This window comes from Corynebacterium sp. KPL2838 (genome assembly GCF_040225455.1).
GTDB lineage: Bacteria > Actinomycetota > Actinomycetes > Mycobacteriales > Mycobacteriaceae > Corynebacterium > Corynebacterium rhinophilum.
Window position 1 is genome coordinate 20174 of sequence record NZ_JBEHFT010000006.1, and the last position, 25508, is coordinate 45681.

The window sequence follows — 25508 nt, forward strand, 5'->3', positions numbered from 1 at the left end:
TATTTATGGGGTTGAATTGTTGGGTTTCCACGGGTTGAATATCGTGAGGAAGAGGGGAGAGAGTATGCCGCGCATTTCAGAGATCCGCGTCGCAGCGCTGCGGTTCGTCATTGACCGCGGGTATGAGGGGTTCACCATGGAAGAGCTTGCGCACGACGTCGGGATATCTCGGCGCACCCTCTTTAACTACGTTAAGGACAAGGAGTCAGCGGTACTCGGCCCGGAAGTTTCGGAAAAGTTCGACCAGCAATTGCAAAACTTCGCCGCTGGCCTGCCCACCGGCAGCCTGCGGGAGGATTCTGCAATAATGGCAAACGCGGAATTCGAGCACGCTGTGGGCAACGATCATTTCCCAGAAATCTCCCAATTGACCGCCCGGGCACTCTCCCAGGATGGGAAATTATTGTCCATGTACTGGCGCCGAAACGAGCGCGTCATGATGCACATCCGCCGAGCATTGCAAGCCCGCGAGGGGTGGAAGGCCTCGGATTCTCGGCTCATCCCGGCGGTCAATATCATCCACACGCAGTTTCAAACCGCCATCCAGACTTTTGTGGAAACCCATGGCCGGACATCATTGTCGGTGGCCTATGCAGATGCAGGCAAGATCTTCGAGGCCTACTTTGCCGATGATCTAGCCTAGGCCCATCACGAGCAATGAAAACGGCGCAATAAAAAATCCCCCGAACAAGCCGCTGCACGCAGGCAGCGCTTTGTTCGGGGGAGACAAGAAGGCTAGTTACTAGTCCATCTTGTTGAAGGCGGTAGCCAAACCGGACTTCTTGTTAGCAGCAGCATTGCGGTGGAAGACGCCCTTGGAAACGGACTTATCCAGCGCACGGGAAGCAACGCGCAGCTGCTTTTCAGCTGCAGCCTTGTCACCAGTCTCTACGGCTGCGTGGAACTTGCGGATCTCGGTGCGAACCGCGGAACGCACGCTCTTGTTGCGCTGACGAGACTTCTCGTTGGTCAGAACGCGCTTCTGCTTGGACTTGATATTAGCCATGAAAAATACCTCTTGATAATCGAAGATGATTGATTCAGAAACAAACCCGCCGGACGTGTCCCGCGATCCCCGCCAAGGGCGGGAAACCGCTCGGCGTTGGTATTCGAAGAGCGAACCCAAGGTCCTGCCCGCCCCGACCAACGCGCCCGGAAAGTAAGTAACTTGCAAATAATAGCAGCGCAACCGCGCACGAGCCAAGTCTGCGGGCGCCGCGCCGCAGAACTACGCCCAGTGATAGCGCGAGCGCAAGCGGTTGGCAATCCTTTCGAACCTGCGTTCTGGAAAAAGGATGCCCTGCCGGCGCACCTGCTCCTCGGAAACCTCCAATAAACGGTCCAAGCGCACCCAACAATTGCGCCCGGAGGCGTCCCATTCGCCGCAGCCGATTTCCAACCAGGCATCGTCAAGCGCATGCTCTGGGTTGGCGGAAATGAGCAGGCCGGTCACGGTGGTGCGGGTGCGCCCGACCACCAAGATAGCGCGCTCGCGGGGAGGGGACTGCTTGCCTTCCGAAGGCGTCCACACCCACACGACCTCGCCAGAATCGGCCTGGCCGTCCATATCGGGGGAGAAGAAGATGGAACGGGGGTGCGCCGCAGTGGCCTCGACCTGGATGGAGGCGGCCTTGCGCGGCTCGTGGCTCTGGGAGGACCTATCCAGCCCTAACTGGGAGTTGATGCGGTTGAGGCCGGAGTCCACGGGCTCGCGCTCGCTGATTCCGAGCGCCTCGCGCAGACGGGTGAGCATGCCGGAATTCATGTCGACTATTGTAGACGTATGTCTGAAAACTTTGCGGCCACGACGTTTACGGATCCCTCCCGGATCCGTAACTTCTGCATTATTGCTCACATCGACCACGGAAAGTCGACGCTGGCAGACCGCATCCTGCAGCTATCTAAGGTGGTTGCGGAGCGCGATATGCGTGACCAGTTCCTCGATAATATGGATATCGAGCGCGAACGCGGCATTACGATTAAGGCGCAGAACGTGCGCCTGCCGTGGGTGCCGCAATCTGGGGCATCGGCAGGCGAGCAGATCGTCATGCAGATGATCGATACCCCCGGCCACGTGGACTTTACCTACGAGGTCTCCCGCGCGCTCGAGGCGTGTGAGGGAGCCATCCTGCTTGTCGATGCCGCCCAGGGCATCGAAGCCCAAACCCTCGCCAACCTGTACCTGGCGATGGAAAATGACCTGGAAATCATCCCAGTGCTCAATAAGATCGACCTGCCTGCGGCCGACCCAGATAAATATGCGCTGGAAATCGCGAATATCATCGGCTGCGAGCCCGAGGAAGTGCTGAAGGTATCGGGCAAGACCGGCGAAGGCGTGGTTGAGCTGCTCGATAAGGTCTGCGAGCTGGTTCCGCCGCCCTCCTCGGAGCATGCGCCCGATGCGCCCGCGCGCGCGATGATTTTTGACTCCGTCTATGACACCTACCGCGGCGTGGTGACCTATATCCGCATGGTGGACGGCAAGCTCACCCCGCGCCAGAAGGTGACGATGATGTCCACCAACGCCAACCACGAGCTGCTGGAAATCGGCATAGTCTCGCCCACGATGCAAAAGTGCGAGGGGCTGGGCCCCGGCGAGGTGGGTTACCTGATTACCGGCGTGAAGGACGTGCGCGAGACCAAGGTGGGCGATACCGTCACCTGGTCCCACGGCGGCGCCGAGACCCCGCTGAAGGGCTACAAGGACCCTGAGCCGATGGTCTATTCCGGGCTTTTCCCCATCTCCCAGGCCGATTTCCCCGACCTGCGTGATGCGCTGGAAAAACTGCAGCTTAACGATGCCTCCTTGACCTTCGAGCCCGAGACCTCCGTCGCCCTTGGTTTTGGCTTCCGCTGCGGCTTCTTGGGCCTGCTGCACATGGAAATCACCCGCGACCGCCTGGAGCGCGAGTTCGGCCTCGACCTGATTTCTACCGCCCCGTCCGTGACCTACCGCGTGGTGGCAGAAGACGGCGAGGAAAGCTGGGTTCACAACCCCTCGGACTGGCCGGAAGGCAAGCTCAACGAGGTCTACGAGCCCATTGTCTCCATGACCATCATCGTGCCCGAGCAGTTCGTCGGCCCGACCATGGAGCTCTGCCAATCCAAGCGTGGCCAGATGGGCGGGATGGATTACCTGTCCGAAGACCGCGTGGAGCTGCGCTACACCATGCCATTGGGTGAAATCATCTTCGACTTCTTCGACATGTTGAAATCCCGCACCAAGGGCTACGCCTCGCTCAACTACGAGGAGGCCGGCGAGCAGCAGTCTGACCTCGTTAAGGTCGATATCCTCCTCAACGGCGACCCGGTGGATGCTTTCTCCGCCATCATCCACCGCGATTCCGCCCAGTGGTACGGCAATAAGATGACCAAGAAGCTAAAGGAATTGATTCCACGCCAGCAATTCGAGGTCCCCGTCCAGGCGGCCATTGGCACCAAGGTCATCGCCCGCGAAAACATCCGTGCTATGCGCAAGGATGTGCTGGCCAAGTGTTACGGCGGCGATATCTCGCGTAAGCGCAAGCTGCTGGAAAAGCAGAAGGCAGGTAAAAAGCGCATGAAGACCTTGGGTTCCGTGTCGGTGCCGCAGGAGGCCTTCGTGGCGGCGCTGTCGACGGATGCGGACGACTAGGCACTTCAGCTAACAATCGCCGTGGCGTCCGCTACCTAAACGCGAAGTTGAACTGCACCTAAAGGGCATTCCTGAGACTGGGAATGCCCTTTTTGAGTGTTTGCGGTTTATACTTTCGCGGCGTTTAATTTCGATTCGAAAGCGACCGATGACTCTTCGGCGAGTCACAGCCACTTTTTCCCTCTTTGTTTCACTTGTTTAACTTAAGCCGGAAAACAAGATGAAGTTTCGCTCTCGCGCTGTGACAGTGTGCGCCGTAGCCGCTGCAACGCCTTCTTTGCTCCCCGGTATCGCGCAGGCAGAATCCAAGACCCCCATCGATCACGTCGTGGTCATTTACTCCGAAAACATTACCTTCGACCACTACTTCGGTACCTATCCGAACCCGCTCAATGACGAGACGAAAAGTTGCAGGGAAGCGAGAAACCCGCCCCTAAGTTCACCGCCAAGGCTGATACCCCTAAAACGGATCATCTCGAAAACAGCGGAAGCCGAAGGACAACCCGAATTCCATCGATCCTTTTCGCATCGCGCCTGAACACGCCGTGACCACGGACCAGAACCATCACTACGCCGATGAGCAGGAAGCCTACAACGGCTGCAAGGTGGACAAGTTCCCGGGGACGGTTTCCACGGACATCGATAAGAGCAATGAGGGTGCCTTCGCACCCCCAGCATGACCAGGGATACTACGACGGCAATAGCGTGACCGGCATATGGAACTACGCGCAGAACTTCGCGCTGAACTCGATTTCTGACTCCGTTGCGGATGCCACCATGCACGACCCAGCCACGGGCGACCCGCAGAAAATCGAGGACGGCACCACCGCCACCGTGGTGGGCGACCCTGACCCGCCCACCTGCGCGCGATGGAAGCGTTTGCCGATGACACCCTGCAAGAAGAAAAATGTCACGGTGACCTTGCTTTACAGATTTGCGCCGATGAACGCGATACTGTTCTCCACGCGCTGCGCGATATTTTGCGCCATACCCGCGGCGATGTGGCAGTGCGCTGGCGGCAGAACGGTTATATGAATTCCCCGCGGCCGTCGGGTACGCAGCGCAATCATTTGGGGTTTAAGGATGGCATCGTCAATCCCGGCCCTGATGACTACGATTCGCTCGTGTGGGCCGGTTCGGATGAGCCCGATTGGGCTGCGGGCGGTAGCTATATGGCGGTGCGGCTTATTGCCATGTACACCGAGTTTTGGGATCGCATTTCCATCGCCGAGCAGGAGCAAATCTTTGGCCGCGACCGCGTAACCGGCGGCCCACTATCGGGCGGCGACGAGCACGCCGAACCAGATTACCTCGATGATGCCACCGGCGATGTGATTCCCACCGATGCCCACATCCGTCTGGCCAATCCTCGCACCCCAGAAACCGCTGACCAGTTGATGCTGCGCCGCGCTTATAACTATGACAATGGCGTGCGCGATAATGGCACCCTCGACGTGGGCCTGGTGTTTATCTCCTTCCAGCAGGACTTGAAGCGACAGTTCATCACGGTGCAAAAACGCCTCGAAGGCGAACCGCTGGCTGATTATATCCGCCCCTACGGCGGCGGCTATTTCTACGCACTTCCCGGCGTTGCCGATGATTCCGATTATTTCGGCCGCAGCCTCCTCGAAGCCTAAAATCCCGCTGCCCAGCTAATCTCTGGCCAACCACGCATTTGCTTCCACCGCAGTGCAAAGGGCGTGGCATTGCCTCGATCTTGCGAGAAGGCACACCAAAACGCACCACCACACAGGGCCCACGACACGCCAAACTGGCAACCGCTGGACCAGTGATTGCTAAAAGTGGTGGCAAGTTGAAGAGTGACAGCAGGCGGAGCGCCGCTTTCCAGGGGAGCACCTAGCCGGGCGGCGAGGCCCAGGGCGGGAGCCATTCGATGCGGCCGCGGTGGCGATGCAGGCGGCCACGCACCGGTGGGGCGTGCGGATCATCGTCATTGACGCCGTTGTGATAGGGACAAGCAATGGTCAGGTTGTCCATATTCGTCTCGCCGCCGTGTTTCCACGCCTGGAGATGGTGGACCTGGCATTTATCGGCAGGATAATTGCATTCTGCCCACGGGCAGGAGGGGTTTTCGGCGGCGGCCATCAGGCGCTGCTTTTCGGAAGCGAACCGGGAGGTCCTGTAGAGGTTGACTGGACCCTCGAAGGGGTGAATGAGGGTGATAAGGCCGACCTCGGCAAGCTTTTTCTCCACCAGCTTGGCCCCGGAAATTTCGGCACCATTGGTCATCTGCAGCGTGACCTCTTCGCCGCCGCCGCTTAAGATTTTATCCAGCTCATCGAGGTGGATGACGATATTGGTGCTAGCCACCGGGCGCGTGGCACCACCGCGGAAGAAGATGCGGTCGACGGCCTCGAGCGGGGAATCCTCCCCAATGGTGGAGTGCAGGTCGGCGATGAAATCGGAGTCACCGGTAATAGACAGCGTGGAGGGCCCGCCCTTGCGCCGGGTCATGCGCACCCCGCGCTGGGGCTGGCGGGGAGGATACATCTCCTTGAGGCGGGTGCGTGCCAGCTTGTCGATGTCCCCCGAAGTCCCACACAACTCTGCCCGCAGCGCCCAAGCATCCCGCTTCGTCTTGGTGCGGGAGACGTATTTTTCAATCAACTTGAGCGTGGTTAAGCAGTGCTTCGTCGCCCGGCACGTGCGCTGGCGGCGGGTGAAGGAGGTGGGGCTGAAGTAGGCATCGGCAAGCAGCAGCAATTCGCGCGATTCCTGCCGGGAAATGCCGAGCCGCCGCAGGTCCGCCTCGGCAAGGCCGAAGACCTCGCCGAGAAGCTCCATCGGCGAGGTTAATTGGCGGGCGTAGTCCTGCAAGCGGGTCATGCCTGCGAGGTTAAGCCACCGTCCACCCGCGAGAAAGCCCGCGACGCCCCGCCTGTGGATAACTCGCCCCACGCGTCACACCTGACGTCTCGCCGCCCATTCACCCTGTGGATAACCTGCGGTATTGTCGAATACGACAGCGAGTAAAGGAGCCCACATGACTGATCCCACGAAAATTGTTCGCCCCAACCACCCCGGACGTAAGTCCGTCCCGCGCCAGGCGCAGGAGTTGCCGCCGCTGCCGGTGACAAGGGCGCGCATCGGTAAGCAACCGGCGACGGAGATTTTTCAGGACATGGGCGAAAACATGGTGGAGGACCTGCAAGAAATTCGCCGCGATTTGCACCGCCACCCGGAAATCGGGCTGCACCTGCCGCGCACCCAGAAAAAGGTCCTTGAAGCACTCGAGGGCCTGCCTCTGGAGATTCATGTGGGGCAGGATCTCAGCTCCGTGGTGGCGGTGCTGCGCGGTGGCAAGCGCGGCGAGCGGCCGGTTTCGGTGCTGCTGCGCGCGGATATGGACGCGCTGGAGGTGCATGAGCAGACCGGCAGCCCCTTTGCGTCGATCAACGAATACATGCACGCCTGCGGCCATGACCTGCATACCGCGGGGCTGATTGGGGCTGCGCGCATGCTGTGTGAGCACCGCGAGGAGCTGCATGGCGATGTCACCTTTATGTTCCAGCCCGGCGAGGAAGGCCCGGGCGGTGCGCAACCGATGATCGAGGAGGGTGTGCTCGATGCCGCTGGCAGGCGCCCAATCGCCGCCTACGGCCTGCACGTCGGCCCGCAGGACCGGGGCACGTTCCACTATGTTCCCGGGCCGATGATGGCGAGCTCGTCCAACCTGACCATTACGGTGCTGGGCAAGGGCGGGCACGGTTCCCGCCCGCACGATGCCATTGACCCTGTCGCGGCGCTGGCAGAAATCCAGATGGCGCTGCAGACCGCGCTGACGCGTCGCTTCGATGCGCTGGAGCCCATCGTGATCACCGTGACCAACCTGTGGGCAGGCAATGGTGCGTATAACGCCATTCCGGATCGCGCGGCGCTGGGGGCGACGGTGCGCGTGCTTCGCGACGAAAAGATCGACGCCGTCCGCCAAATGATCACCGAGGTCTCCAGCTCGGTGGCTGCCTCGCACCGGTGCACCGCGCAGGTGGATTTCGAGGTGTTGTATCCCACGACTAAGACGAACCCGCGGGAGAATCAATTCGCCGCCACGCTGTGGGGGCAGATGTTTGGCGCGGAAAACATGCAGCCTTTCGAGGCCCCGATGATGGCCTCTGAGGACTTCGGCTATGTTCTCTCCCAGGTGCCGGGCACGTTTATGTGGATGGGCACGGCCAATCCCTCAACGCCCGAGAACCAGCGCGAGTGGAATCACTCGCCGATGATGCGTTTTGATGACTCCGTGCTCGGTATGCAGGCGGCGGCGCTCGCCGCCGTGGCTTTCGAGCGCCTGGCCACCGAAAACGAGCACCCCTCCGCACAGACCAAAGCCATGCGCGAGGCCGCCGGCGTGCAGAAATAATTCCGGCGCCGGCTTCGGTGGTTAATGCCGGCGGATAATGGCAGAGGCGAGGCCAATGAGCGCGATGGCGCCGACAATGATGGAGGCTACCGGCCAGTACTGCGGGAAGTACTTGAGCGTATAGCCAAAGACCTGGCCGTCATCGAAGTGCCGTGCCAAGGCGAAGGACATCCACCACAGCTTGCTGACTGCGAGCACCGCGCCCAGTACACCGGCGATGACCCGCCCGCGCCCGCGTAGAAATATGCTGGCGGCCACGAGTACGATACCGGCGATGGTGAGTGCGAAGAGCAGGGGAGTGTTCGTGCTAAGTGGTGAGCCGCGCAATAAGAATTCGTGGTCAATCTCGTGCTGCTCGATGAGGGTGTAGCCGTCGAGGACGACCTCGCTGGGAAGGCCCATTACTTCTCCTTATCCTCTGGGTCGTAGCCATCGGACCATTTACCAGTTTCGAAGTCATAGTCGACGTTTCGGCCGTCTTCGTCCGTGCGCTGGTACCACTCAGTATAGATAGCGGTCTGCGGCGGAGTCGAAGTCATGCCCGGCCCCGCGTCCGTCCTCGGCGTGCTGGACGGTGAACTCGAATTCATCGCCATGCTCTGCGATGCCGCGCATGACCGCATTGTCCATCGCCGAACGGGCATAGGTGCGGCGGATGAACATCGGATCAGAGCGCAAATCCTTGATGAACGCCACCATCATGGTCAGCAGCACGAGGCAGAAGGGCAGGGCGGCCAGAATGGTGAGGTTTTGTAGGCCAGTGAGCACGTCCTCGCCGCCGGTCAGCAGCATGACGATGGCGATGCCCATCATGCACAGGCCCCAAAAGATGACAATGAGCTTATTCGGGGTTGGGTCGCCCTTGGAAGACATGGTGCCCATGACCACGGAGGCAGAGTCAGCCGAGGTGACAAAGAAGACCGCGAGGATGACCAAAAGGATAAACGGGGTGATGGTGCCAAGGGGGAGATCCTGGAACATTGAAAAGAGCACCTGTTCATTGGAGGATTCACCGTCGAAGCCCTCTACACCGTCTTGGTTGAAGGAAATGGCGGTGCCACCAAAGATGGTAAAGGCCAACGCCAGAATGGCGGTGGGGGCGAAGATTGTCACGGCGGCGAATTCGCGAATGGTGCGGCCGCGGGAGATGCGGGCGACGAACATGCTCACAAAAGGCGTCCATGCAATCCACCAGGCCCAGTAGAACGCCGTCCAGTAGGACTGGAATTCAATGGTTTCATCGCCCCAGGACAGTCCCTTGGCCATCATGGGCAGGAATTGATCGATATAGACCACGATGCCCGAAGGAATCAGGTTCAGCAGCAATAGGGTGGGTCCGACCAAGAATACGAAGGCAATAAGCCCCAAGGTCAAGGTGATATTGAAATTGGACAGGTAGCGCACGCCGCGCGCGACGCCAGAGACCGCGGAGATGATAAACGCGCAGCCTAAGACGGCGATGACGATGATGAGCGCGGAATTGGTCATGGGTCCTGCGCCGCGAATGATGCTGACGCCTTGGCCGATTTGAATAGCAGAAAGCCCCAGGGTAGCGGCGGTGCCGAAGAGGGTGGCGATAAGCGCCATGACATCGATAAGCTTGCCCAGCGGGCCGTCCGTGGCGCGGGAGCCGAAGAGCGGCTGGAAGATGGAAGAGATGAGGGGAACGCGGCCGCGCCGGTAGGACGAATAGGCAATCGCCGCGCCAACCAAAGCATAGGCCGCCCACGGGGAAATGCCCCAGTGGAAGTGCGACTGGGCCATGGCTTGGTGCAATGCCTCGACGGAGTTACCGTTATCCACGGTGTGCGGAGGAGGGCTGAGGTAGTGCGATAGCGGCTCGGAGGGGCCGTAGAAGAAGATGCCGACGCCGATGCCGGCACCAAACATCATCGCTACCCAGCTGAAGTAGCTGAATTCGGGCTTTTCTGTATCCGTGCCGAGCTTGATGCGGCCGAGGCGGGAGAACCCGATATAGGCCATGGTCACGGTGGCCAGCAGCATGGTGATGTTCAGCAGCCATCCGGTATTGGTAATGGCCCAGTTAAAGGCGGTGGAGGAGGCGGCGGCCAGGTTATCGGGCATGGTAATGCCCCAAATGATGAAGGCTACGATGAGGACGGCGGTGATGGAAAATAGCGATTTATCCAGGCCGAAGCGGTTGCGTTGGTCCTCAACGCTGATGCCGGGCACCAGCCCGGGGTGCATATTGTGCGGGTAGAGCCCGACGGCGCTGCCCTTATCGTGCGGTTCGAGGGAGCGCTTATAGGCGCGGGAGGAAGAAGTCACGGTGTCCTTAGCTTGGCGGGAGTCGTGGCCTCAATTGTTCAGCACCGCAGCGCATTCCACAAGCTAGCGCTGTTGGGCATGCGCGGCGTGAATCTGCTTGACGATGCCATCTAGTTCTTCCCTGCTTGCCATCCTGAACGGGTGCGTGGAGCAATAGTCGAGCAAGAAATAGCCCGCGTGCTGGATGGCGATGTGCCGCTGCCACAATTCACGGGCGGTGGCGGGGTTATCGGCGGCGAGGGATTGCATGGCGCGGCGCTCGGATAGCAGCTCGTATTGCAGGTCGCGGCGGCTGGCAAGGACCTCTTCGGGGGTATTGATAAACAGCAGACCGAGCAGGGTGGACATGGATTCCATGGCGCGGGTTTGCAGGCGGTGCTGGTTGCGGATGGGTGCGGAGCGCTGCCAGAACCACAGTACGATGGTGGCCACGATGATGGAGATGAGGACCTCGCTGATGCGCGCCTGGATGGTGGGCCAGAGGGGGCGCTGGGCGGAATTGCCCATCAGCAGCGCGAGCGGGGTGGAAAAGATGACGCAGATGGCATAGTTCTTGGCCACGAAAATCTCTGCGCAGAATTGGCAGGCGGCGAGGGCGAAGAGCAAGCTCCATCCGGACACGCCGAAGTAATGGAAGACCGAAAACAGCATGACGCCGACGATGGATCCGAGCATGCGGTGGATGCCGCGGACGGTGCCGGCGACGTGGTCCGGTCCCCACTGCAGCATGAGGAAGGCGGAGACCACGCCCCAGTCCGGGCGGTCAAAACCTAAAGACAGGCTGACTACCGTGGTAATGGCGGCGGAGACCACGATCTTTTGCGTGGTCACCATGGCATGCGAGTCCCGCACCGCGGCGCGGTAGATGCGGTAGCGCCCGGTGGGGCGGGTGTGCGGGATGGCGGTGCGGTGCGGATCCACATCGGTGGCGTGGTCGGTAAGCAAATCCGAAGAGGATCCCAAATCCAACGCGCGGTTATGCGCGACGATGCGCCCTTGGGCCTGCAAGGTGCGATTCACCAAGCCCGCGGCGGCGGAGTTGATGATGCGGCCGCCGCGGATGATGCCGGCATCGGCAAGCGCTTGCCACGCCGTCGACAGCGCCGTTTGGGCCTGGTGGTGGCGGGCGAGGGAATCGTCCTCGCCGGAGACAAACGCGGCGGTGGCCTTCTCCAAGGCTGCGACGGCGCGGCGTTCGGGGCCGTGCACATCAATGAGCGCGGGCGCCATGCCCAAAAGCAGGCTGGCCAGCACACCGGTCAGGGACCAGAGGAACAGCTGGCTAACACTCGTATCCGTCCGCGCCAACATCACCGAACCGCCGCCGACCAAGACGAGGAAGAAGGCGCCCGGCGGCGGCAGGCGCAGCGCGTTCTGGGTAAAGCCGCAAAGCGCGGCGAGCAGGAGGGAATAAAGACCGGCGAGCAGCAGCCACCAGTGCCCGTGCCCGGGGACGAAAATGAGGTGGCCGACCAGCACACCCACGGTCGCCACGGTGGTCAGGGCCAAGCCTGCGGTGAGGATGACGCGGGGCCGGGTGCGAAAGGGGTGTCCCTCGCCGAAAATCACGGCGAAGGCGCCGGTGGCCAGCAGCAGGATGGCGTAGTCGTGGCCGGTGAGCATGGCGAAGGCGCCGGGAATCAGCAGCGCCAAGGCCGCGCGCAGGGCACCGGGCCAGCGCACGGAGGCGGTATTAAAGGCGGTCAGCAGTTGGGTGGTGCTGGGGCGTTGCGGGATAGGGTGGTCGGTGCTCACGAGCCTGCGGGACTCCTTTCGCTAGAAATGTTTACCGCAACCACCCTACGCCGCGCGAGCTTATTGCCCAGCGGCGGCGATGAGCCGGCGGGTGTAGTCGCTTTCTGGCGCAGACCACACGCGCTCGGTGGGTCCGTGTTCGACGAGCTCGCCGCGGTTGAGCACGGCGACCCTATCGCAGAGCCCGCGCACCACGGAGAGGTCGTGGGTGACAAACAGCAGAGTCAGCCCGCGGTCCTCGATGAGGCGGGCGAGCAATTCCAGCACCTGGGCCTGCACGGACATGTCGAGGGCGGAGACGGCTTCATCGGCAAGCAGGATATCCGGTTCGCCGCATAGGGCGCGGGCGATGGAGATGCGTTGGCGCTGCCCGCCGGAAAACTCGTGGGGATAGCGGTCGAGCGCCTCGCCGGAAATGCCCACTTCTTCCAGCGCGGCGGCGGCGCGCTCGCGCTGCTCGGCCTTGGACAGGCGCCCGGGAATGGCTTCGGCGATGGATTTCCAGATCTTCAGCCGCGGGTTCAGAGAACCTTGCGGGTCTTGGAAGACCATCTGCACGCGCCCATCCACGGTGCTGGTTCCAGAGGTCGGGGCATCCAGCCCTGCCACGATTTTTAGCAGGCTGGTTTTGCCGGAACCGGAGCCGCCGACGATGCCGAGCCGCTCGCCGCGGCGCACGCGGAGATCGATCCCCGCCAGTGCGGCTTGGGAGCCATGCTGCTTGCCGATGCCCTCCAGCATCACCACATCCTTCCCCTCACCCGCCGGGGTGAGGGCGAAGTCCGGCGGCTGCGAGGCCGAGACCAGCTCTTGGGTATAGGCGTGGCGCGGCTGAGTGAGCACCCGCTCGGTGCGGCCTTCCTCCACGATGTCGCCATCGCGCATGACCAGCACCCTCGGACACATGCGCTGGATGACGTTGAGGTCGTGGGTAATAAAAAGCAGTGCAGTGCCGCGTTGTTCGGTAACGCGTTCGATGACGCGGAGGACCCCGTCCTGCGTGGTGGCATCGAGGGCGGTAGTGGGCTCATCGCAGATGAGCAGGTCGGGGCTGCCTGCCATCGCCATGGCTAAGAGCACGCGCTGGCGCTGCCCGCCGGAGAGCTGGTGGGGAAATCTCGAGGCGAAGTCGGCGTCGAGATCGACTTCTTCTAGGGCCGCGGCGGTATCGTGCGCGCCGGCGTGGGTGAGCTGGGCGCTAATGCGCATTAAGGGGTCCAGCGCGCTCATGGGTTCTTGGAAAACCATGGCCATGGTCTTGCCGCGCAGCGGGCGGATGGCGGAATCCCGCGCGCCGATGATCTGGTGATCGGCCACGGTGACCTCGCCGGTGGCGGAAATCCCCGTGGGCAGCAGGCCCATGATGGACAGTGCGGTCAGTGATTTACCGGAGCCGGATTCGCCGATGATGCCGAGCTTTTCGCCCGCCTCGAGATCGAAGCTAAGCGGGCCGACGAGGGGGGATTCGGAGGCGCTGAGGTTGAGATCGCGCACGCTTAAAAGGCTCATCGCGTGGCTCCTTTCATGCGGGGGTCGAGGGCGTCACGGAGGGCATCGCTAAGCAGGTTAAAGCCCAAGACCGTGGCGGCGATGGCGAGGCCCGGCCACAGGGCTTGGAGGGGATCGGTGCTCAGCAGCGATTGGGAATCCTGCAGCATGCGGCCCCACGAGGCGGCCGGGGGAGGGGTGCCCAAACCGAGGTAGGACAGGCCCGCCTCCGCGAGGATGGCGAGGGCAAAATACACCGACGCCTGGACGATGATAAGGCCCGCGATATTCGGGAGGACATGGCGCACCGCCACCTTCCATCCCGGCACGGCGGAGATGCGGGCGGAGGCGATATAGTCCTGCGTGACCACCTGCAGCGTGCCTGAACGCGCCACGCGGGCAAAGGACGGGATGCCGGAAATACCGATGGCGATCATGGCCGTGAGCGTAGATGGGCCCCAGACCGCGCCGGCGATAATGGCGAGCAAGAGCGCGGGGAAGGCGATGACGACGTCGGCGCCGCGCATGACCACCGCTTCTACCCAGGTGCCGCGGCGCATGCCCGCGAGAATCCCCAGCGGGATGCCGATAAGCCCTGCGATGCCGACGGCGATAAGGCCCACGAAGACCGTGATTTTCGCGCCCGCCATGATGCGCGAGGCGGTATCGCGCCCGAAGCGATCCGTGCCCAGGATGTGATCCGCGGTGGGGCCAGACAGCCGGCTACCCGGCTGCGCGAGGGTGGGATCGTACGGCGTCCACACCAGCGATACGAGGGCGATTACGACGACCGCGCCGACGAGCACGGCACCTAGCCAACCAGAAAAACGCATTTTCATCGCGCGTCACCTGCCTTGATTCGGGGGTCGATGAGGCGGTAGGCGACATCGGTAAGCATGTTTACTGCCAGCGCGAAGGTGACCAGCAGCATGACGAGGGTCTGCACCGTGGTCAGATCGCGCACGGAGACCGCATCAAGCAGCATGGAACCCACGCCGGGAATGACGAAGACGGATTCAATGACCACGGCGCCTACCACCATCGAGGTCAATTGCAGGCCAGAGACCGTAAGCACCGGCAGGGCGGCATTGCGCAGGCCATGGCGGTGCAGGGCCTCCCGCGGGGAATCGCCCAGGGCGCGGGCGGTGCGGATATAGTCCTGGTCCATAACGTCGAGCACCGAGGAGCGCATATAGCGCGTAAGCATGGCACCCTGGACCAGGGCCAAGGCGATGACCGGCAGAATCAGGTGGCGCAGGAAATCGCCCACGCCGCGGTTGGGCGGAACCCAACCATTGGCCGGCAGCCAGCCCAGGTGGACTGCAAAGATGGCCACCAAGATGATGCCGACCAAGAAGCTCGGCACGGCGATGCCCAGCTGCGTTCCCGCAGAGACCAAGCCGGCAACCCGCGAATTGCGGTTGTGCGCCAGCCACATACCGATGGGAATCGCGCAGGCCAGCGCCAAGGCCATGGCCAGGCCGATGAGGATGAGCGTGACCTGCAGGCGGTCCACAACCAGCGGGGTGATGTCCTGTTGTGAGGACAGCGACTTGCCAAAATCGCCGGTGGCAAGGCCCTTCATCCACTCGCCGTATTGCGCGATGAGCGGCCGGTCGAGGCCGAGGTCTGCGCTGAGCTCGGCGATGGCGTCATCAGTGGCATTAACCCCCAACGCGACGCGCGCCGGGTTGCCGGGCACGGCGCGCATGAGCGCGAAGATGATGAGGGAGGCGAGAAAAAGCGTGAGCACGAAGCGCAGCAGCGGCCGGATTATGGCCTGTGCCCGAGAACTACTCATTGGTCCTCCTTGTCGTCGGTGAGATCGCGCAACACGATGGCGTCGGTGACCTGATCGGTGTGCAAGCCGCCGATGCCGTGGCGCGTTAGAACGACATTCGGCATATTCATCACGGTCAGCGCGCCGGCATCGGCCATGATTTGGTCCACAACCTGCGTCATGCGGCGGGGATAGTCTTCAGGCTTGGCGGTATCTGCCTTTTCGAGCAGCTCGCGCGTGCGGGCGGAATCGTAATTCAGGTAATAATCCGGGTTGCCAAAAAGCGCCGGGATATCGCGGGCCTCCACGTGGGAGATAATCGACATTTGGTAGTCCTTGGCACCGTGAACCTGGGCCAGCCACACGGCGGGGAACTCGGCGCTTTCGAGGGTGACGTCGAAGCCGACATCGGAAAGCTGCGAGTACAGCAACTCAGAGATGGCCTGCGCGTAATAAAGCGTGGGCACGGTGATGGTGAGTGGGGTACCCTCAGCGCCGGCATCGGCAAGCAGCGAGCGGGCCTTATCCGGATTGAAGTCGTAATAGTTCTTGCCCTCGAACCAAGGATCGGTGGGCGCCATGGGCGCGCCTCCGGTATCGGTGGCCATGCCGGACCACACGATGTCATTGGCCGCCTGACGGTCGACGGCGTAAGAAACGGCCTGGCGCACCCGCGGATCGTCGAAGGGGGCGCGGTCATTATTCATCGATAGCAAGACCTCACCATTGGTGGTGCCAACGTTGGTATCGATGGAATCATCTAGGGAATCGAGGATTTCGGGGTTGCCCACGCCCCAGACGACGTCCACACCGCCAGAACGCAGCGCGGTGACAGAGGAAATGGCATCGGGGAAATAGCGCACCGTGACATCGTGCTCAGACGGTGTGCCCCAGTAATCATCGCGCTTGTGCAAGGAGACGAATTCTGAGGGGGAAAATCCCGCCACCTCGTAGGGGCCGGTGCCGATAGGCTTCGCTGCAAGGTCATCCATGCCCTTAGGTGACATCATCGCGCCGATGGTGGTGCCCATGGACCACAGCCAGCGGTTAGAGGGCTTTTCCAGGCGCACCTTGAGGGTGTGGTCATCTACCGCGGTGGCGCTATCGACGGGATCCATGGCGGAGGAAATGCCGTTGGCCCAGTCATTTTTTACGTAATTAATGGAAAAGGCGGCGGTCTGCGCGGTGAAGGGATCGCCGTTGGAAAAAGTTACGTCATCGCGCAGGTGGAAAGTATAGGTCTTCGAATCTTCACTGATGTCCCAGTCCTTGGCCAAGCCTGGGGTGATGGAGCCATCTTCATCGATGCGTACCAAGGTCTCATAGACGTTATCCATCAACACCGAGGGCGCGGCGGCCCCACTGGTAGTGGTGAAGTCGAGCGAGGTGGCTCCCGAACTAGACGCCACCGTTAGGGCGGCGTCATTTCCGGAGGTATCTACCACCGCCGTATGGCCCGCTGAACAAGCTGTTACTGTACCCAGCGCTGTCGCCATCGCGAGACAGCCCAGTGCTGAGCGCGCACGAAAAAGTTTCATGAATGAAGAATAATGCGTGTGTTGTTCAACACAAAACGCCGTAAAACCATTCGAGGGGAGGCATATGTTGCCATAAATTAGGGCAATCCCAGCGGGTTGTTTTGCTGCGGATTCGGTGGCGCTGCGCGACCAGCGTTGAGGCCGAGGGTGGCCCAACGCGGCACTGTGTAGCGCAGCGAGGCGGGGTTTAGCGCGGGGTGCCCGCCACGTTGGCTGGATCGAGCTGCCAGCCTTCGGCAAGCACGTGCATGTTCTTAATGACATTCTCGTGCGAGCTGGACTGCAGGGAAATCATGAGCTCATCGGCCTTGGCGTGCTCTTGGAACTTCTCCAAGTATTCGGTGACTTCCTTGGTGGTGCCAACCGCGGAGTAGCGCAGCATGTCCAGGATTTGCTGGCCTTGGTAAGACTCGATGATTTGCTCTACCTGCTGGTCGGTCAAGTACTTGCCGCGGCCGGCGAAAGACTTCACGCGGTTGAAGCACACGCGCTCGTACTCGGCTTCTGCCTCTTGCATAGTATCGGCGGCAGTGACGTTTACTCCGGCGATGACGTAGGGCTCGCTAAACCGCTCGGAAGGCTGGAAGTTTTCCCGGTAGTAGGTGGTTGCTTCCTCGAGGTGCTGCGGGGCGAAGTGGGAGGCAAAGGCATAGGGGAGGCCGAGTTTTGCCGCGAGCGAAGCGCCGAACATGGACGAGCCTAGAATATAGATAGGAACGTTCGTATTAGCACCGGGAATCGCGCTGACCCCGGGGATATAGGCCTTGCCCTCGAGGTACGCATTGAGCTCTTTGACGTCTTCTGGGAAGCGCTCGGCGGACTGCCCATCGCGGCGCAGCGCACGGCCCAAGGTATTCATGTCCGTGCCGGGGGCACGGCCGACGCCCAAGTCGATGCGGTCTGGGTACATCTCTTCCAGGGTGCCGAATTGCTCAGCGATGACGTACGGCGAGTGGTTGGGCAGCATCACCCCGCCGGAGCCCAACCGGATGCGTTCCGTCTTAGCGCCGATGTGTGCGATGAGGACGGCGGGCGCGGAGGACATAATGGACTTCATATTGTGGTGCTCGGTGTACCACATGCGGGAATACCCCAGTTTTTCGGCTTCTTGGGCTAATTCCACCGACCGGTTAATGGATTGGGCGGGGGTTTCACCGTCATAGATGGTGCAAAAGTCCAATACGGAAAGTGGCGCGTGATCGGTCATGGGAAAATAATCCTTTTCTCGCGGGGATAGTACCTATAGTGCAACGGTACGCGGGGCGGGGCTATTCCGTCCTTTTTTGTGCGACCATGCGCATCCCGGCGACCCAAGCTGAGTTGCACCGCAGACAGAAACCCCGCCGCGGAACCCGAGGAATGCGGGCCCACGGCGGGGTGTGGAAGGAGAGGGGGATCTTAGCTCTTTGGCGATGCCGCTGCATCGAGCGGCGAGTCAACGACGGCATCGCCGTCAGCATCGGCAGCCGCAGTCACGGAGTTGGAGTGCTTCTCGCCGGCCTTGGTGGAGATATCGACAATCAGGCCAATGACGGCCGCGATGACGGTAGGTGCAATCCAGCCGAGATCCACCGCTTGGCCCGGCGCCAGCGACAAAATGGGATCCAAGGCGGCGGTGCCCCAACCCTGCGCGGAAATGACGGTCAGGGCGGACCAGATGACCGATACCCACAGGGCAAGGCGGTAGGTCCAGTAGAACACGACGGACCTCTTTACCACCGGCTGGATAAGCGTGAGCAGGATAAGGGAGATAGCCGGTGGGTACAGGAAGGTAATAAACGGCACCGCGATGGACAACACGGTGTCGAGGCCCTGGAAGGCGAAGAGGATGGACATCGCGGTAAAGATGCAGGCCCACAAGTGGTAACTCGTCTTCGGCACCAGCATCTCGAAGAACGCGGAGGTAGCGGTGATAAGGCCCACCGCGGTGGTCAGGCAGGCGAGGACAACGATGGCGGAGAAGAGGGCCTGGCCGAAGGTGCCCATGGTGAGATTGGCGGCCTCGGCAAGCAGCGGCGCACCGGATCCATAAGACTGGCCATCGGGCAAGGTCTGGCCCACCCAGGCGAGGCCCAGGTAGATGGCGGCAAGCAGGATACCGGCGACCAGCGCTGCGGTAATGGTGCCCTTCACCAGGGATTTTTGGGTTTTAAAGCCCTTAGAGCGCAGGGAACCCACGATGACGATGGAAAAGGCCAAGCCAGCGATGGCGTCCATGGTGTTATAGCCCTCGAAAAGGCCGGTGACCATGGGGGAAGAGACGTAATCTTCGGTGGGCATCTGGGGATCGCGCGGGTGATTCAGTGCCGCCAAAGTAATGAGGACGACCAGCAGCGCAACCAGGGCCGGGGTGAGGAATTTGCCCAGGGTATCGATGATGGAATTGGGTTTCCACGCCAGGCCCAGCGCGATAAGGAAGAAGACAGTATTGAATGCACCGCTGGCCATGGTGCCTTCCCAGCCCAACAGGGGAGTAATCGCCGTTTCCATGGATACCGCGCCAGTACGCGGGAGCGCGTAGAAAGCACCGATAGAAAGATAGGACAGGGCGGAAAAGACGACGCCGAAGATCGCGCCGCCATTTGCTCCTAAGTCACGGACGGAACGGCCGGAAATCGCGACCGCGATGATGGCCAGGACGGGCAAGAGCACGCCGGCGGCAAGGAAGCCCAGCACGGCGGGCCAGAAGTTGGTGCCGGCGGAAACGCCCACCATCGGTGGGAAAATGAGGTTGCCGGCGCCGAAGAACATCGAAAAGAGCATGAGCGAGGCAATGACAACGGTGGCCTTGCTCTTGGGGGTGCCTGAGGCAGTGGTGGTAGCCATCCTGGCTCCTTAACATTGCGTACTAAAACCATCAGCCGCGCCGAGAGCCGAGGTGGCGAGGGCGCGACCAGGAATGTGAATTCTGTAGCCCTATAGGGGCTATTCATGTAATGAGATATTACTGCCCACCTGTTGAGAAATCAAAGCATGGTGAAAATACAATAAATGCCCCATCGCGTGTGCGATGGGGCGAGGAGAAAGGGTGGCTGCGAACTAGTCGAGCTCGGCGAAGGCCTTTTCCATGCGGTCGAGTGCCTCGCTCAAGATTTCGCGGGAAGTGGCGAAGTTCAACCGGGCATGGCCTGGGCCGCCGGTGCCAAAGGTATCGCCCTCGTTGAGGGCCACGCGGGCGTTTTCGCGCAGCCACTTGGCAGGCTGGGGATTGCCGGCGATGGCGGTATCGGAAAAGTCCAGCCACAACAGGTAGGTGGCTTGGGGCTGCGTAGTCTTCAGTCCAGGGATGCGCTGCGGCAGTTCTTCTACCAGCCAGTCGCGGGTCTCGCGCAGGTACTCAATTTCCTCGTCCAAGAAGCCCCCGCCGTGGCGGTAGGCGGCCTCGGCGGCAAGCACGCCCAAGGTGCCGGTGCCGTCTTTGGCCACGCCGGTAAGCCCGTTCCACTTCTGGGCATCGGCGGCATTGGAAAAGATAATCTGCGCGCACTTGAGGCCCGCGGTATTAAAGGCCTTGGAGGTGGCGGTGACCGTAATGGTGCGCTGCGCTGCTTCCTCGCTTAGCGATGCCACCGGAATATGCTTTCCTTCATAAACCAGCGGGGCATGGATCTCATCGGCCAAGATGCGGCCATCGTATTTCTCCGCCAACTCCACCAACCCGCGGAGGTAGTCCTCCGACAAGACGTGGCCGTGCGGATTATAGGGGTTGGCCAAAAGAATCGAACCGGCGCCGTCTTTGAAGGCTTGCTCGATTTCATCTAGCTCGAGGCTGGTTTCGATCTTCTCGCGCCCCGCCGTGCGGGGGAGTTCGAGCAGCGGTGGGTAGGAGGGTACGGGCACGATGACGGGGGAATCATCGCGGGTAAAGTACTGCACGCCGAGCAAGAGGCCGCGGACGACATCGCCTATCCAGAAGATGTGATCGGCATTGGGGCGCCAGTCGTAGCGCTCCGCATAGAAATCGGCGACTGCCTCGCGCAGCCCCGAGGCCTTGGGGGAGGGGGTATAGCCGAAGGTTTCATTATCCACCATCTCCTGCAGCGCCTTTTTGACGGCGGGGGCGGTGGGGAAATCGGACTCCGCGATCCACAGCGGGAGGATGTCCTCATCAAAGACGGTCCACTTGCGGGTACCGCGGGCTTGCAACTCTTCTAGGCTAGGAAACTGCATGCACACAAGCTTAACGCTTTAAGCGCAGCAGTCCCAGTGGATTTATTCACTTTCTTCGCCGTGCTGGCTGTGGGAGTTGGTGCCGGTGACAAAGCCGTACTTTTTCAGCCGGCGGCGGTCCGCGGCGGAGCTGGATTGGGTGAGTTTGAGCAGCTCGGCATAAATGCCGCCGGATTGCGCGAGTTCGGCAGGCGAGCCCATTTCATCGATCCGCCCTGCCTCGAGGGTGATGATGGTATCGACATCCGCGATGGTGGATAGGCGGTGCGCGATAATCAGCGTGGTCCGGTCCTTCATCAGCTCATCCAGGCCGGCTTGGACGGCGCGTTCGGCCTTGGTATCTAGCGCGGAGGTGGCCTCATCGAGTACCAAGATAGGGGCATCTTTCAGCATGGCGCGCGCGACGGACACGCGCTGTTTCTGCCCGCCGGAAAGTTTTAGCCCGCGCTCGCCGATGACCGTGTCATAGCCATCCGGGAAGGCCTCAATGAAGTCATGGGCATTGGCGCGCTTAGCGACGTCCACGATTTCTTCCTCCGTGGCCCCGGGCTTGCCATAGGCAATATTGTCGCGGATGGTGCCCGAAAAGAGGTAAGACTCTTGGAAAACCACGCCAACAGAGGCGCGCAAGCGAGACGCAGTGAGGTCATCGACGCGGTGGCCCAGCACATCGAGGTGGCCAGCCGAGGGGTGATAAAGGCCCAGCAGCAGGTTGACCAGGGTGGATTTACCGCCGCCCGATTCGCCCACGAGCGCGACCTTCTGGCCCTCGTGGGCGGTAAAGGAGATGTTGTTGACGACGGGCTTTCCTTCTTCATAAGCAAAGGAGACATCATCAAAGGCAAAGACCGGCGCGCCGGGCGTTGGCTCTAATGGGGTGATGGGGGTGAGGTTGAGCTCGGGGGTGCCGGAATCCGTGATGGCGGCGACCAGCTCGCGTGGGGCGGTGGGCTCCAAGTCTTCTTCCATGACCTTGAAGTAGTCGCGTGAACCGGCGATAGCGCGCTGGGCCGTATCGATCATCCAGCTCATCATGAATACGGGCTGTTTGGCCATGGTGACCATTTGCAAGAGCATGACCATATCACCGATGGAAAAGTGGCCTTCGAGGGTGCGCCAGAAAATGACCGCATAGATGCCCAAAAAGATTATGGCCATGGCGATGCCGCGGAAGGTATCCATCATGTGCCACCAGCGGGACTGCGGCCGCGTGGTGTCAACAACGGTGCCATAGCGCTGGGCAAAATGGTCCAGCTCGCGGGATTCGGCGACGAAGGATTTGGTGACTTTGACCTGGCCTATGACCTCAGCAAAGCGACCATTGGCTTGGTCGATGTTTTCGTTTTTAATGGCCTCAAATTTTTGCCAGCGCTTCGAAGTCAGCGCGGTTAGCCACATATAAATGGGGAAAAGCAGCGCCAATAATATGGTCAGCGGCCAGTAATACCAAGCGGTAATGGCTAATACCGCGATGGTCTGGATGATCATCGTGAAAAAGTTATTGGCAAAGGACTGGATAAACTGCGTGATATTCGCGATGGAGCGATCCAGCCGGGCAATGATCGTGCCGGTGACCTGATTATCGTAATAACCCTGCGGCAGCGCCAAGAGCTTGGCAAAGTAGCGATTGGATAAAATCTGGCGCAGGCGCGAGACCATGACATCGCCGATATAGCTGCCGACATTCCGGAATAAAGCATTGGCGGCATCGGCCAGGAAAAGGGCGAGGGCTAGGAAAAGGACGGCACGGAGGGCATCGCCAAGCGGCTCATTTGCTTGTAGCGCCTCAACGATAATGTCGGTGGCTTCCCTGGTAAGGAAGGGTGAAATCAACGCAAGGACGGCAGTGACCGTCGCTGCGAGCAAGACGCCGAGATAATAAGGCCACAGGGCAGAAGCGCTGCGGGTAATGCGTACGAGGGATTTCATGGGGGGATGCTCAATTCAAAGACGCGTGGAGGGAGAGTACCTTAAAGAGACAGTTCAGTATGCCACAAGCCACGGCGCGCAGCCCAGATGCATACCTTGGGCGGGCTTTCGGCTAAAGTATCTGTGCAGAAATAAAGTTATCTTCGCGTGCAAAGGATCCATCCACGGTGAAAATTTCTCACACTTTAGGCGCAGGCGTGGTCAGCCTTCTCGCCGTGACCCTGGCCGGATGCAGCATTCTCCAGCCGGAAGAGACCGGGTTGGGGGACAATATCACCGTCTCCAGTTCGGAAGAAGCGCCTTATCAAGCGGAAGACACCGACGATAAGGAAGTTACTTCCAACTTGGCGAGCCCGGTGAAAGATGCCGGCCTCGGCGTCAGCTGGGAGCTGCAGGGGGTTTATACGGATAGTAATTCCGGCGGTTCCGTGGTGACCATTTTGCTCAAGAATGAAAACGAAATGGCCCTGCCCACCGATGCTTTCGACGACCCCGTCCTCGAGCGCGCCGACGGAAATGGCGGTTGGTCTAAGGTAAAAGCCCTGCCGTTTGACGAGAACTCCGCGCCTGGCGTGGAACCCCCGGGCCTCGATCACCCGCTGGGCGCGGGTGCCGCGGTTAACCTGCAATATCGTTACGATGTCGCACCGGGCAACCTCTGGAATGCCCGCCTACACATTGGAAACGTCACGTGGGTGGGGGATCTGAACCTATGACGGAACGGGTAGTCCTGGCGGGTGCTGATGGAAAAGCCATTGGTACTGCCCTCAAATCCGAGGTGCATACCACCGACACTGCCTTGCACTTTGCCTTTTCCGCGTGGGTTACCTGCCAAGGAAAAGTACTCATCACCCGTCGGGCGCTGAGCAAACAAACCTGGCCCGGCGTGTGGACCAATTCCTTCTGCGGGCATCCTGGTCCGGGGGAGTCGACTGCCGATGCCGTCATTCGCCGCGCCGAATTCGAGTTAGGGATTCCGGCAGACGCGCTGTCCAACCTGCGCGAGGTGCTGCCCACCTTTTCCTACCGCGCGGTAGACTCCTCCGGCCTTGTGGAAAATGAAATCTGCCCCGTCTACTGCATAGAGCTCGATTCCCAGGCGCAGTGGCAGCCGAACCCGGACGAGGTCGACTCCTGGGAATGGGTCGAGCCAACCCGCCTCATCGCCGCAGCCGATGCCGTGCCGGCGGTATTTAGCCCGTGGATGTGCGAGGAACTGGCGGAAGCTGACTTGCGCACGGCGCTTCAGGCGTAGGTGTAGCAGCAGTTAGTCCTCTTCATAAAACGCCGCGGCCACGTAATCCAGGGTGGCATAGGCAATGCGCCGATCCCCGGTATCCAAATCAAATTCGAGCACGCGGTGGTCGCTGCCATAGCGGGGGAAGCCCGGTTCGCCTGTGGTGGCGAAGTGGCAGAGCCACTCATTTAGCTCGCAGTCGGTGCCGAAGAGCGGGTAGAGCTCATCGCAGTGCAGCGCCGGCTTAAGCTTCCTCGTAAACTCCATCATCCAGGTAGGCCCCGGAGCGCCGGAGGCTACCTGCGCCGTCCAGCGGCGAACGAGGGAATCGCCTATCATCCGGCCCATGAGGCGGTCCGGGTCCACGTACTGCGCGAGCTGGCGCCATTGCGTGTAGCGCCCGTGTGGGAAGCCGAAGCGCTGGGAAAGGTAGTTACAAATAAACTTGCCCAGGGCCATATTATCGATGCGCTTGCCGGCTGGAAGATCGTAAAACTCATCCCGGGTGGAGCTCACCACGATGGGGATATCCGCCAATTCAGATGCCTGCATTGGTGCCGGGCCGAGGGCCAAGTCATAGCGGTGCTTCTTGCGGAACTTTTTGTAGCCCTTTTCTAGTGCCTCGGGCGACAGCGATTCCAGGGCATTGGGCTCGATGGGTACCGAGAGGCACCTGTGCAATCCCGCCACGCGGTGCTCAAAGGTATCGCGGGGATAGGCAGGCGATAGGGCGAGGACGCGCCGAAAAGCACCGCGGTAGTGATCGCGCCGGGCAAGCCATAGGCTAATCGCCGCACCGGCGGATTGGCCTACCAGGGTGATATTCGTTTTATCCCCGCCAAAGGATTCGATATTGTCCTGTAACCACTCCAAAGCCAGCACGCAGTCATCGATGCCGCGGTAGCGGTCCGCTTCATCGTCAGCAAAGCGAGCAAAACCGGCCAGGCCCACGCGGTAGCCCACCCGCACCTGGATGATGCCCTTGCGGGCCGTCACCGTGCCTGGCACCCGCTCGTCCTCATGCGAGCCGCCTTCAAAGCTTCCCCCGTGGATATAGACCACCACGGGGCAATCCGCAGCGTTGTCGGGGGCGGTGATGCTGAGTGCTACCTCATCCGGTTGCGGTGTGCGTGCATCCTGGTCGAGGGGTTTTTCCAGCGGTCGCGCTGGGGCAAAGCGGCTAGGTATTTCGCAAAAGCGCAGCGAATGAAAATAGGAGAGGCCATCGCGGCTAAAGCCGGTGATACGTCCAGATGGGGTGGCAATGGTGACGGGTATCTGTGCGCTCGACATACCTGCCAGATTAC

General features: G+C 61.0%; 22 protein-coding genes and 1 pseudogene. 8 read left to right on the forward strand and 15 right to left on the reverse strand.

Features of this window, described 5'->3' with window-relative positions; genetic code table 11:
* The first annotated feature begins 64 nt into the window (after positions 1 to 64).
* Positions 65 to 643, forward strand: coding sequence for a TetR/AcrR family transcriptional regulator (locus tag ABRP98_RS03425; protein WP_349857507.1), 579 nt, complete (start codon positions 65 to 67; stop codon positions 641 to 643).
* 99 nt (positions 644 to 742) lie between these two features.
* Here the strand turns inward: ABRP98_RS03425 and rpsT are convergent, their stop codons facing one another.
* Entirely contained in the window at positions 743 to 1006 is a 264-nt protein-coding gene (gene rpsT, locus ABRP98_RS03430) for a 30S ribosomal protein S20 (protein WP_023023493.1), read from the reverse strand.
* A gap of 222 nt (positions 1007 to 1228) precedes the next feature.
* A complete protein-coding gene (locus ABRP98_RS03435) occupies positions 1229 to 1765 on the reverse strand; it encodes a type II toxin-antitoxin system PemK/MazF family toxin (RefSeq protein WP_349857508.1) in 537 nt (178 codons plus the stop codon).
* 18 nt (positions 1766 to 1783) lie between these two features.
* On the opposite strand from ABRP98_RS03435, the gene lepA reads away from it, so the two are divergent.
* The 4 genes from lepA (at position 1784) to ABRP98_RS03455 (ending at position 5271) form a co-directional block, all read left to right on the forward strand.
* Positions 1784 to 3634 (forward strand): translation elongation factor 4, encoded by a 1851-nt coding sequence (gene lepA / locus ABRP98_RS03440; protein ID WP_349857510.1) that lies wholly within the window; start codon positions 1784 to 1786, stop codon positions 3632 to 3634.
* Between the two features lie 220 nt (positions 3635 to 3854).
* Positions 3855 to 4172 carry an alkaline phosphatase family protein gene (locus ABRP98_RS03445; protein ID WP_349857512.1) on the forward strand — a complete coding sequence of 106 codons (318 nt, stop codon included), beginning with the start codon at positions 3855 to 3857 and terminating at the stop codon, positions 4170 to 4172.
* A gap of 7 nt (positions 4173 to 4179) precedes the next feature.
* Complete coding sequence (locus tag ABRP98_RS03450; protein WP_349857514.1) at positions 4180 to 4314, forward strand: hypothetical protein; 135 nt, start codon at positions 4180 to 4182, stop codon at positions 4312 to 4314.
* A 189-nt stretch (positions 4315 to 4503) separates the two neighbouring features.
* Positions 4504 to 5271: a Dyp-type peroxidase gene (locus tag ABRP98_RS03455; RefSeq protein WP_502878781.1), complete on the forward strand. Its 768-nt coding sequence runs from the start codon at positions 4504 to 4506 to the stop codon at positions 5269 to 5271.
* 220 nt (positions 5272 to 5491) lie between these two features.
* Here the strand turns inward: ABRP98_RS03455 and ABRP98_RS03460 are convergent, their stop codons facing one another.
* Complete coding sequence (locus ABRP98_RS03460; RefSeq protein WP_502878782.1) at positions 5492 to 6481, reverse strand: HNH endonuclease signature motif containing protein; 990 nt, start codon at positions 6479 to 6481, stop codon at positions 5492 to 5494.
* Between the two features lie 157 nt (positions 6482 to 6638).
* On the opposite strand from ABRP98_RS03460, the gene ABRP98_RS03465 reads away from it, so the two are divergent.
* Entirely contained in the window at positions 6639 to 8015 is a 1377-nt protein-coding gene (locus ABRP98_RS03465; protein ID WP_288748394.1) for a M20 metallopeptidase family protein, read from the forward strand.
* 21 nt (positions 8016 to 8036) lie between these two features.
* On the opposite strand, the gene ABRP98_RS03470 is transcribed toward ABRP98_RS03465, so the two are convergent.
* The 11 genes and pseudogenes from ABRP98_RS03470 to ABRP98_RS03520 form a co-directional block, all read right to left on the reverse strand.
* Positions 8037 to 8417 carry a cell division FtsX domain-containing protein gene (locus ABRP98_RS03470; protein ID WP_349857516.1) on the reverse strand — a complete coding sequence of 127 codons (381 nt, stop codon included), beginning with the start codon at positions 8415 to 8417 and terminating at the stop codon, positions 8037 to 8039.
* Positions 8417 to 10223, reverse strand: a pseudogene (locus ABRP98_RS03475) (BCCT family transporter). The gene ABRP98_RS03470 and the pseudogene ABRP98_RS03475 overlap by 1 nt, the downstream one beginning before the upstream one ends.
* Before the next feature lie 144 nt (positions 10224 to 10367).
* Positions 10368 to 12059, reverse strand: a complete 1692-nt coding sequence (locus ABRP98_RS03480; protein ID WP_349857518.1) for an FUSC family protein — start codon at positions 12057 to 12059, stop codon at positions 10368 to 10370.
* Positions 12060 to 12119: 60 nt separating this feature from the next.
* Positions 12120 to 13568, reverse strand: coding sequence for an ATP-binding cassette domain-containing protein (locus ABRP98_RS03485; RefSeq protein ID WP_349857519.1), 1449 nt, complete (start codon positions 13566 to 13568; stop codon positions 12120 to 12122).
* On the reverse strand, positions 13565 to 14386 hold the full coding sequence (locus ABRP98_RS03490) for an ABC transporter permease (RefSeq protein WP_349857521.1): 822 nt from the start codon (positions 14384 to 14386) through the stop codon (positions 13565 to 13567). Before ABRP98_RS03490 ends, ABRP98_RS03485 begins: the two co-directional genes overlap by 4 nt.
* On the reverse strand, positions 14383 to 15348 hold the full coding sequence (locus ABRP98_RS03495) for an ABC transporter permease (protein WP_349857523.1): 966 nt from the start codon (positions 15346 to 15348) through the stop codon (positions 14383 to 14385). Before ABRP98_RS03495 ends, ABRP98_RS03490 begins: the two co-directional genes overlap by 4 nt.
* Positions 15345 to 16865, reverse strand: coding sequence for an ABC transporter substrate-binding protein (locus tag ABRP98_RS03500; RefSeq protein ID WP_349857525.1), 1521 nt, complete (start codon positions 16863 to 16865; stop codon positions 15345 to 15347). Before ABRP98_RS03500 ends, ABRP98_RS03495 begins: the two co-directional genes overlap by 4 nt.
* A gap of 187 nt (positions 16866 to 17052) precedes the next feature.
* A complete protein-coding gene (locus ABRP98_RS03505) occupies positions 17053 to 18072 on the reverse strand; it encodes an LLM class flavin-dependent oxidoreductase (protein ID WP_284784790.1) in 1020 nt (339 codons plus the stop codon).
* A 191-nt stretch (positions 18073 to 18263) separates the two neighbouring features.
* Positions 18264 to 19691, reverse strand: coding sequence for a branched-chain amino acid transport system II carrier protein (gene brnQ, locus ABRP98_RS03510; RefSeq protein WP_349857528.1), 1428 nt, complete (start codon positions 19689 to 19691; stop codon positions 18264 to 18266).
* Between the two features lie 213 nt (positions 19692 to 19904).
* Complete coding sequence (locus tag ABRP98_RS03515; protein WP_284770256.1) at positions 19905 to 21035, reverse strand: MalY/PatB family protein; 1131 nt, start codon at positions 21033 to 21035, stop codon at positions 19905 to 19907.
* 42 nt (positions 21036 to 21077) lie between these two features.
* On the reverse strand, positions 21078 to 22964 hold the full coding sequence (locus tag ABRP98_RS03520) for an ABC transporter ATP-binding protein (RefSeq protein WP_349857530.1): 1887 nt from the start codon (positions 22962 to 22964) through the stop codon (positions 21078 to 21080).
* 167 nt (positions 22965 to 23131) lie between these two features.
* On the opposite strand from ABRP98_RS03520, the gene ABRP98_RS03525 reads away from it, so the two are divergent.
* Entirely contained in the window at positions 23132 to 23680 is a 549-nt protein-coding gene (locus ABRP98_RS03525) for a hypothetical protein (protein ID WP_349857532.1), read from the forward strand.
* Positions 23677 to 24219, forward strand: a complete 543-nt coding sequence (idi, locus tag ABRP98_RS03530) for an isopentenyl-diphosphate Delta-isomerase (RefSeq protein WP_349857534.1) — start codon at positions 23677 to 23679, stop codon at positions 24217 to 24219. Before ABRP98_RS03525 ends, idi begins: the two co-directional genes overlap by 4 nt.
* 12 nt (positions 24220 to 24231) lie before the next feature.
* Here idi and ABRP98_RS03535 read toward each other — a convergent pair whose 3' ends face one another.
* Entirely contained in the window at positions 24232 to 25494 is a 1263-nt protein-coding gene (locus ABRP98_RS03535; RefSeq protein WP_284770260.1) for a carboxylesterase family protein, read from the reverse strand.
* Positions 25495 to 25508: the final 14 nt, after the last annotated feature.

Coding starts and splice junctions, on each gene's coding strand:
- ABRP98_RS03515 (WP_284770256.1), bottom strand. CDS start 21,035: ATGCAGTTTCCTAGCCTAGAAGAGTTGCAAGCCCGCGGTACCCGCAAG.
- ABRP98_RS03455 (WP_502878781.1), top strand. CDS start 4,504: ATGGAAGCGTTTGCCGATGACACCCTGCAAGAAGAAAAATGTCACGGT.
- rpsT (WP_023023493.1), bottom strand. CDS start 1,006: ATGGCTAATATCAAGTCCAAGCAGAAGCGCGTTCTGACCAACGAGAAG.
- brnQ (WP_349857528.1), bottom strand. CDS start 19,691: ATGGCTACCACCACTGCCTCAGGCACCCCCAAGAGCAAGGCCACCGTT.
- idi (WP_349857534.1), top strand. CDS start 23,677: ATGACGGAACGGGTAGTCCTGGCGGGTGCTGATGGAAAAGCCATTGGT.
- ABRP98_RS03460 (WP_502878782.1), bottom strand. CDS start 6,481: ATGACCCGCTTGCAGGACTACGCCCGCCAATTAACCTCGCCGATGGAG.
- ABRP98_RS03485 (WP_349857519.1), bottom strand. CDS start 13,568: ATGAGCCTTTTAAGCGTGCGCGATCTCAACCTCAGCGCCTCCGAATCC.
- ABRP98_RS03520 (WP_349857530.1), bottom strand. CDS start 22,964: ATGAAATCCCTCGTACGCATTACCCGCAGCGCTTCTGCCCTGTGGCCT.
- ABRP98_RS03470 (WP_349857516.1), bottom strand. CDS start 8,417: ATGGGCCTTCCCAGCGAGGTCGTCCTCGACGGCTACACCCTCATCGAG.
- ABRP98_RS03535 (WP_284770260.1), bottom strand. CDS start 25,494: ATGTCGAGCGCACAGATACCCGTCACCATTGCCACCCCATCTGGACGT.
- ABRP98_RS03505 (WP_284784790.1), bottom strand. CDS start 18,072: ATGACCGATCACGCGCCACTTTCCGTATTGGACTTTTGCACCATCTAT.
- ABRP98_RS03490 (WP_349857521.1), bottom strand. CDS start 14,386: ATGAAAATGCGTTTTTCTGGTTGGCTAGGTGCCGTGCTCGTCGGCGCG.
- ABRP98_RS03465 (WP_288748394.1), top strand. CDS start 6,639: ATGACTGATCCCACGAAAATTGTTCGCCCCAACCACCCCGGACGTAAG.
- ABRP98_RS03445 (WP_349857512.1), top strand. CDS start 3,855: ATGAAGTTTCGCTCTCGCGCTGTGACAGTGTGCGCCGTAGCCGCTGCA.
- ABRP98_RS03500 (WP_349857525.1), bottom strand. CDS start 16,865: ATGAAACTTTTTCGTGCGCGCTCAGCACTGGGCTGTCTCGCGATGGCG.
- ABRP98_RS03425 (WP_349857507.1), top strand. CDS start 65: ATGCCGCGCATTTCAGAGATCCGCGTCGCAGCGCTGCGGTTCGTCATT.
- lepA (WP_349857510.1), top strand. CDS start 1,784: ATGTCTGAAAACTTTGCGGCCACGACGTTTACGGATCCCTCCCGGATC.
- ABRP98_RS03435 (WP_349857508.1), bottom strand. CDS start 1,765: ATGAATTCCGGCATGCTCACCCGTCTGCGCGAGGCGCTCGGAATCAGC.
- ABRP98_RS03495 (WP_349857523.1), bottom strand. CDS start 15,348: ATGAGTAGTTCTCGGGCACAGGCCATAATCCGGCCGCTGCTGCGCTTC.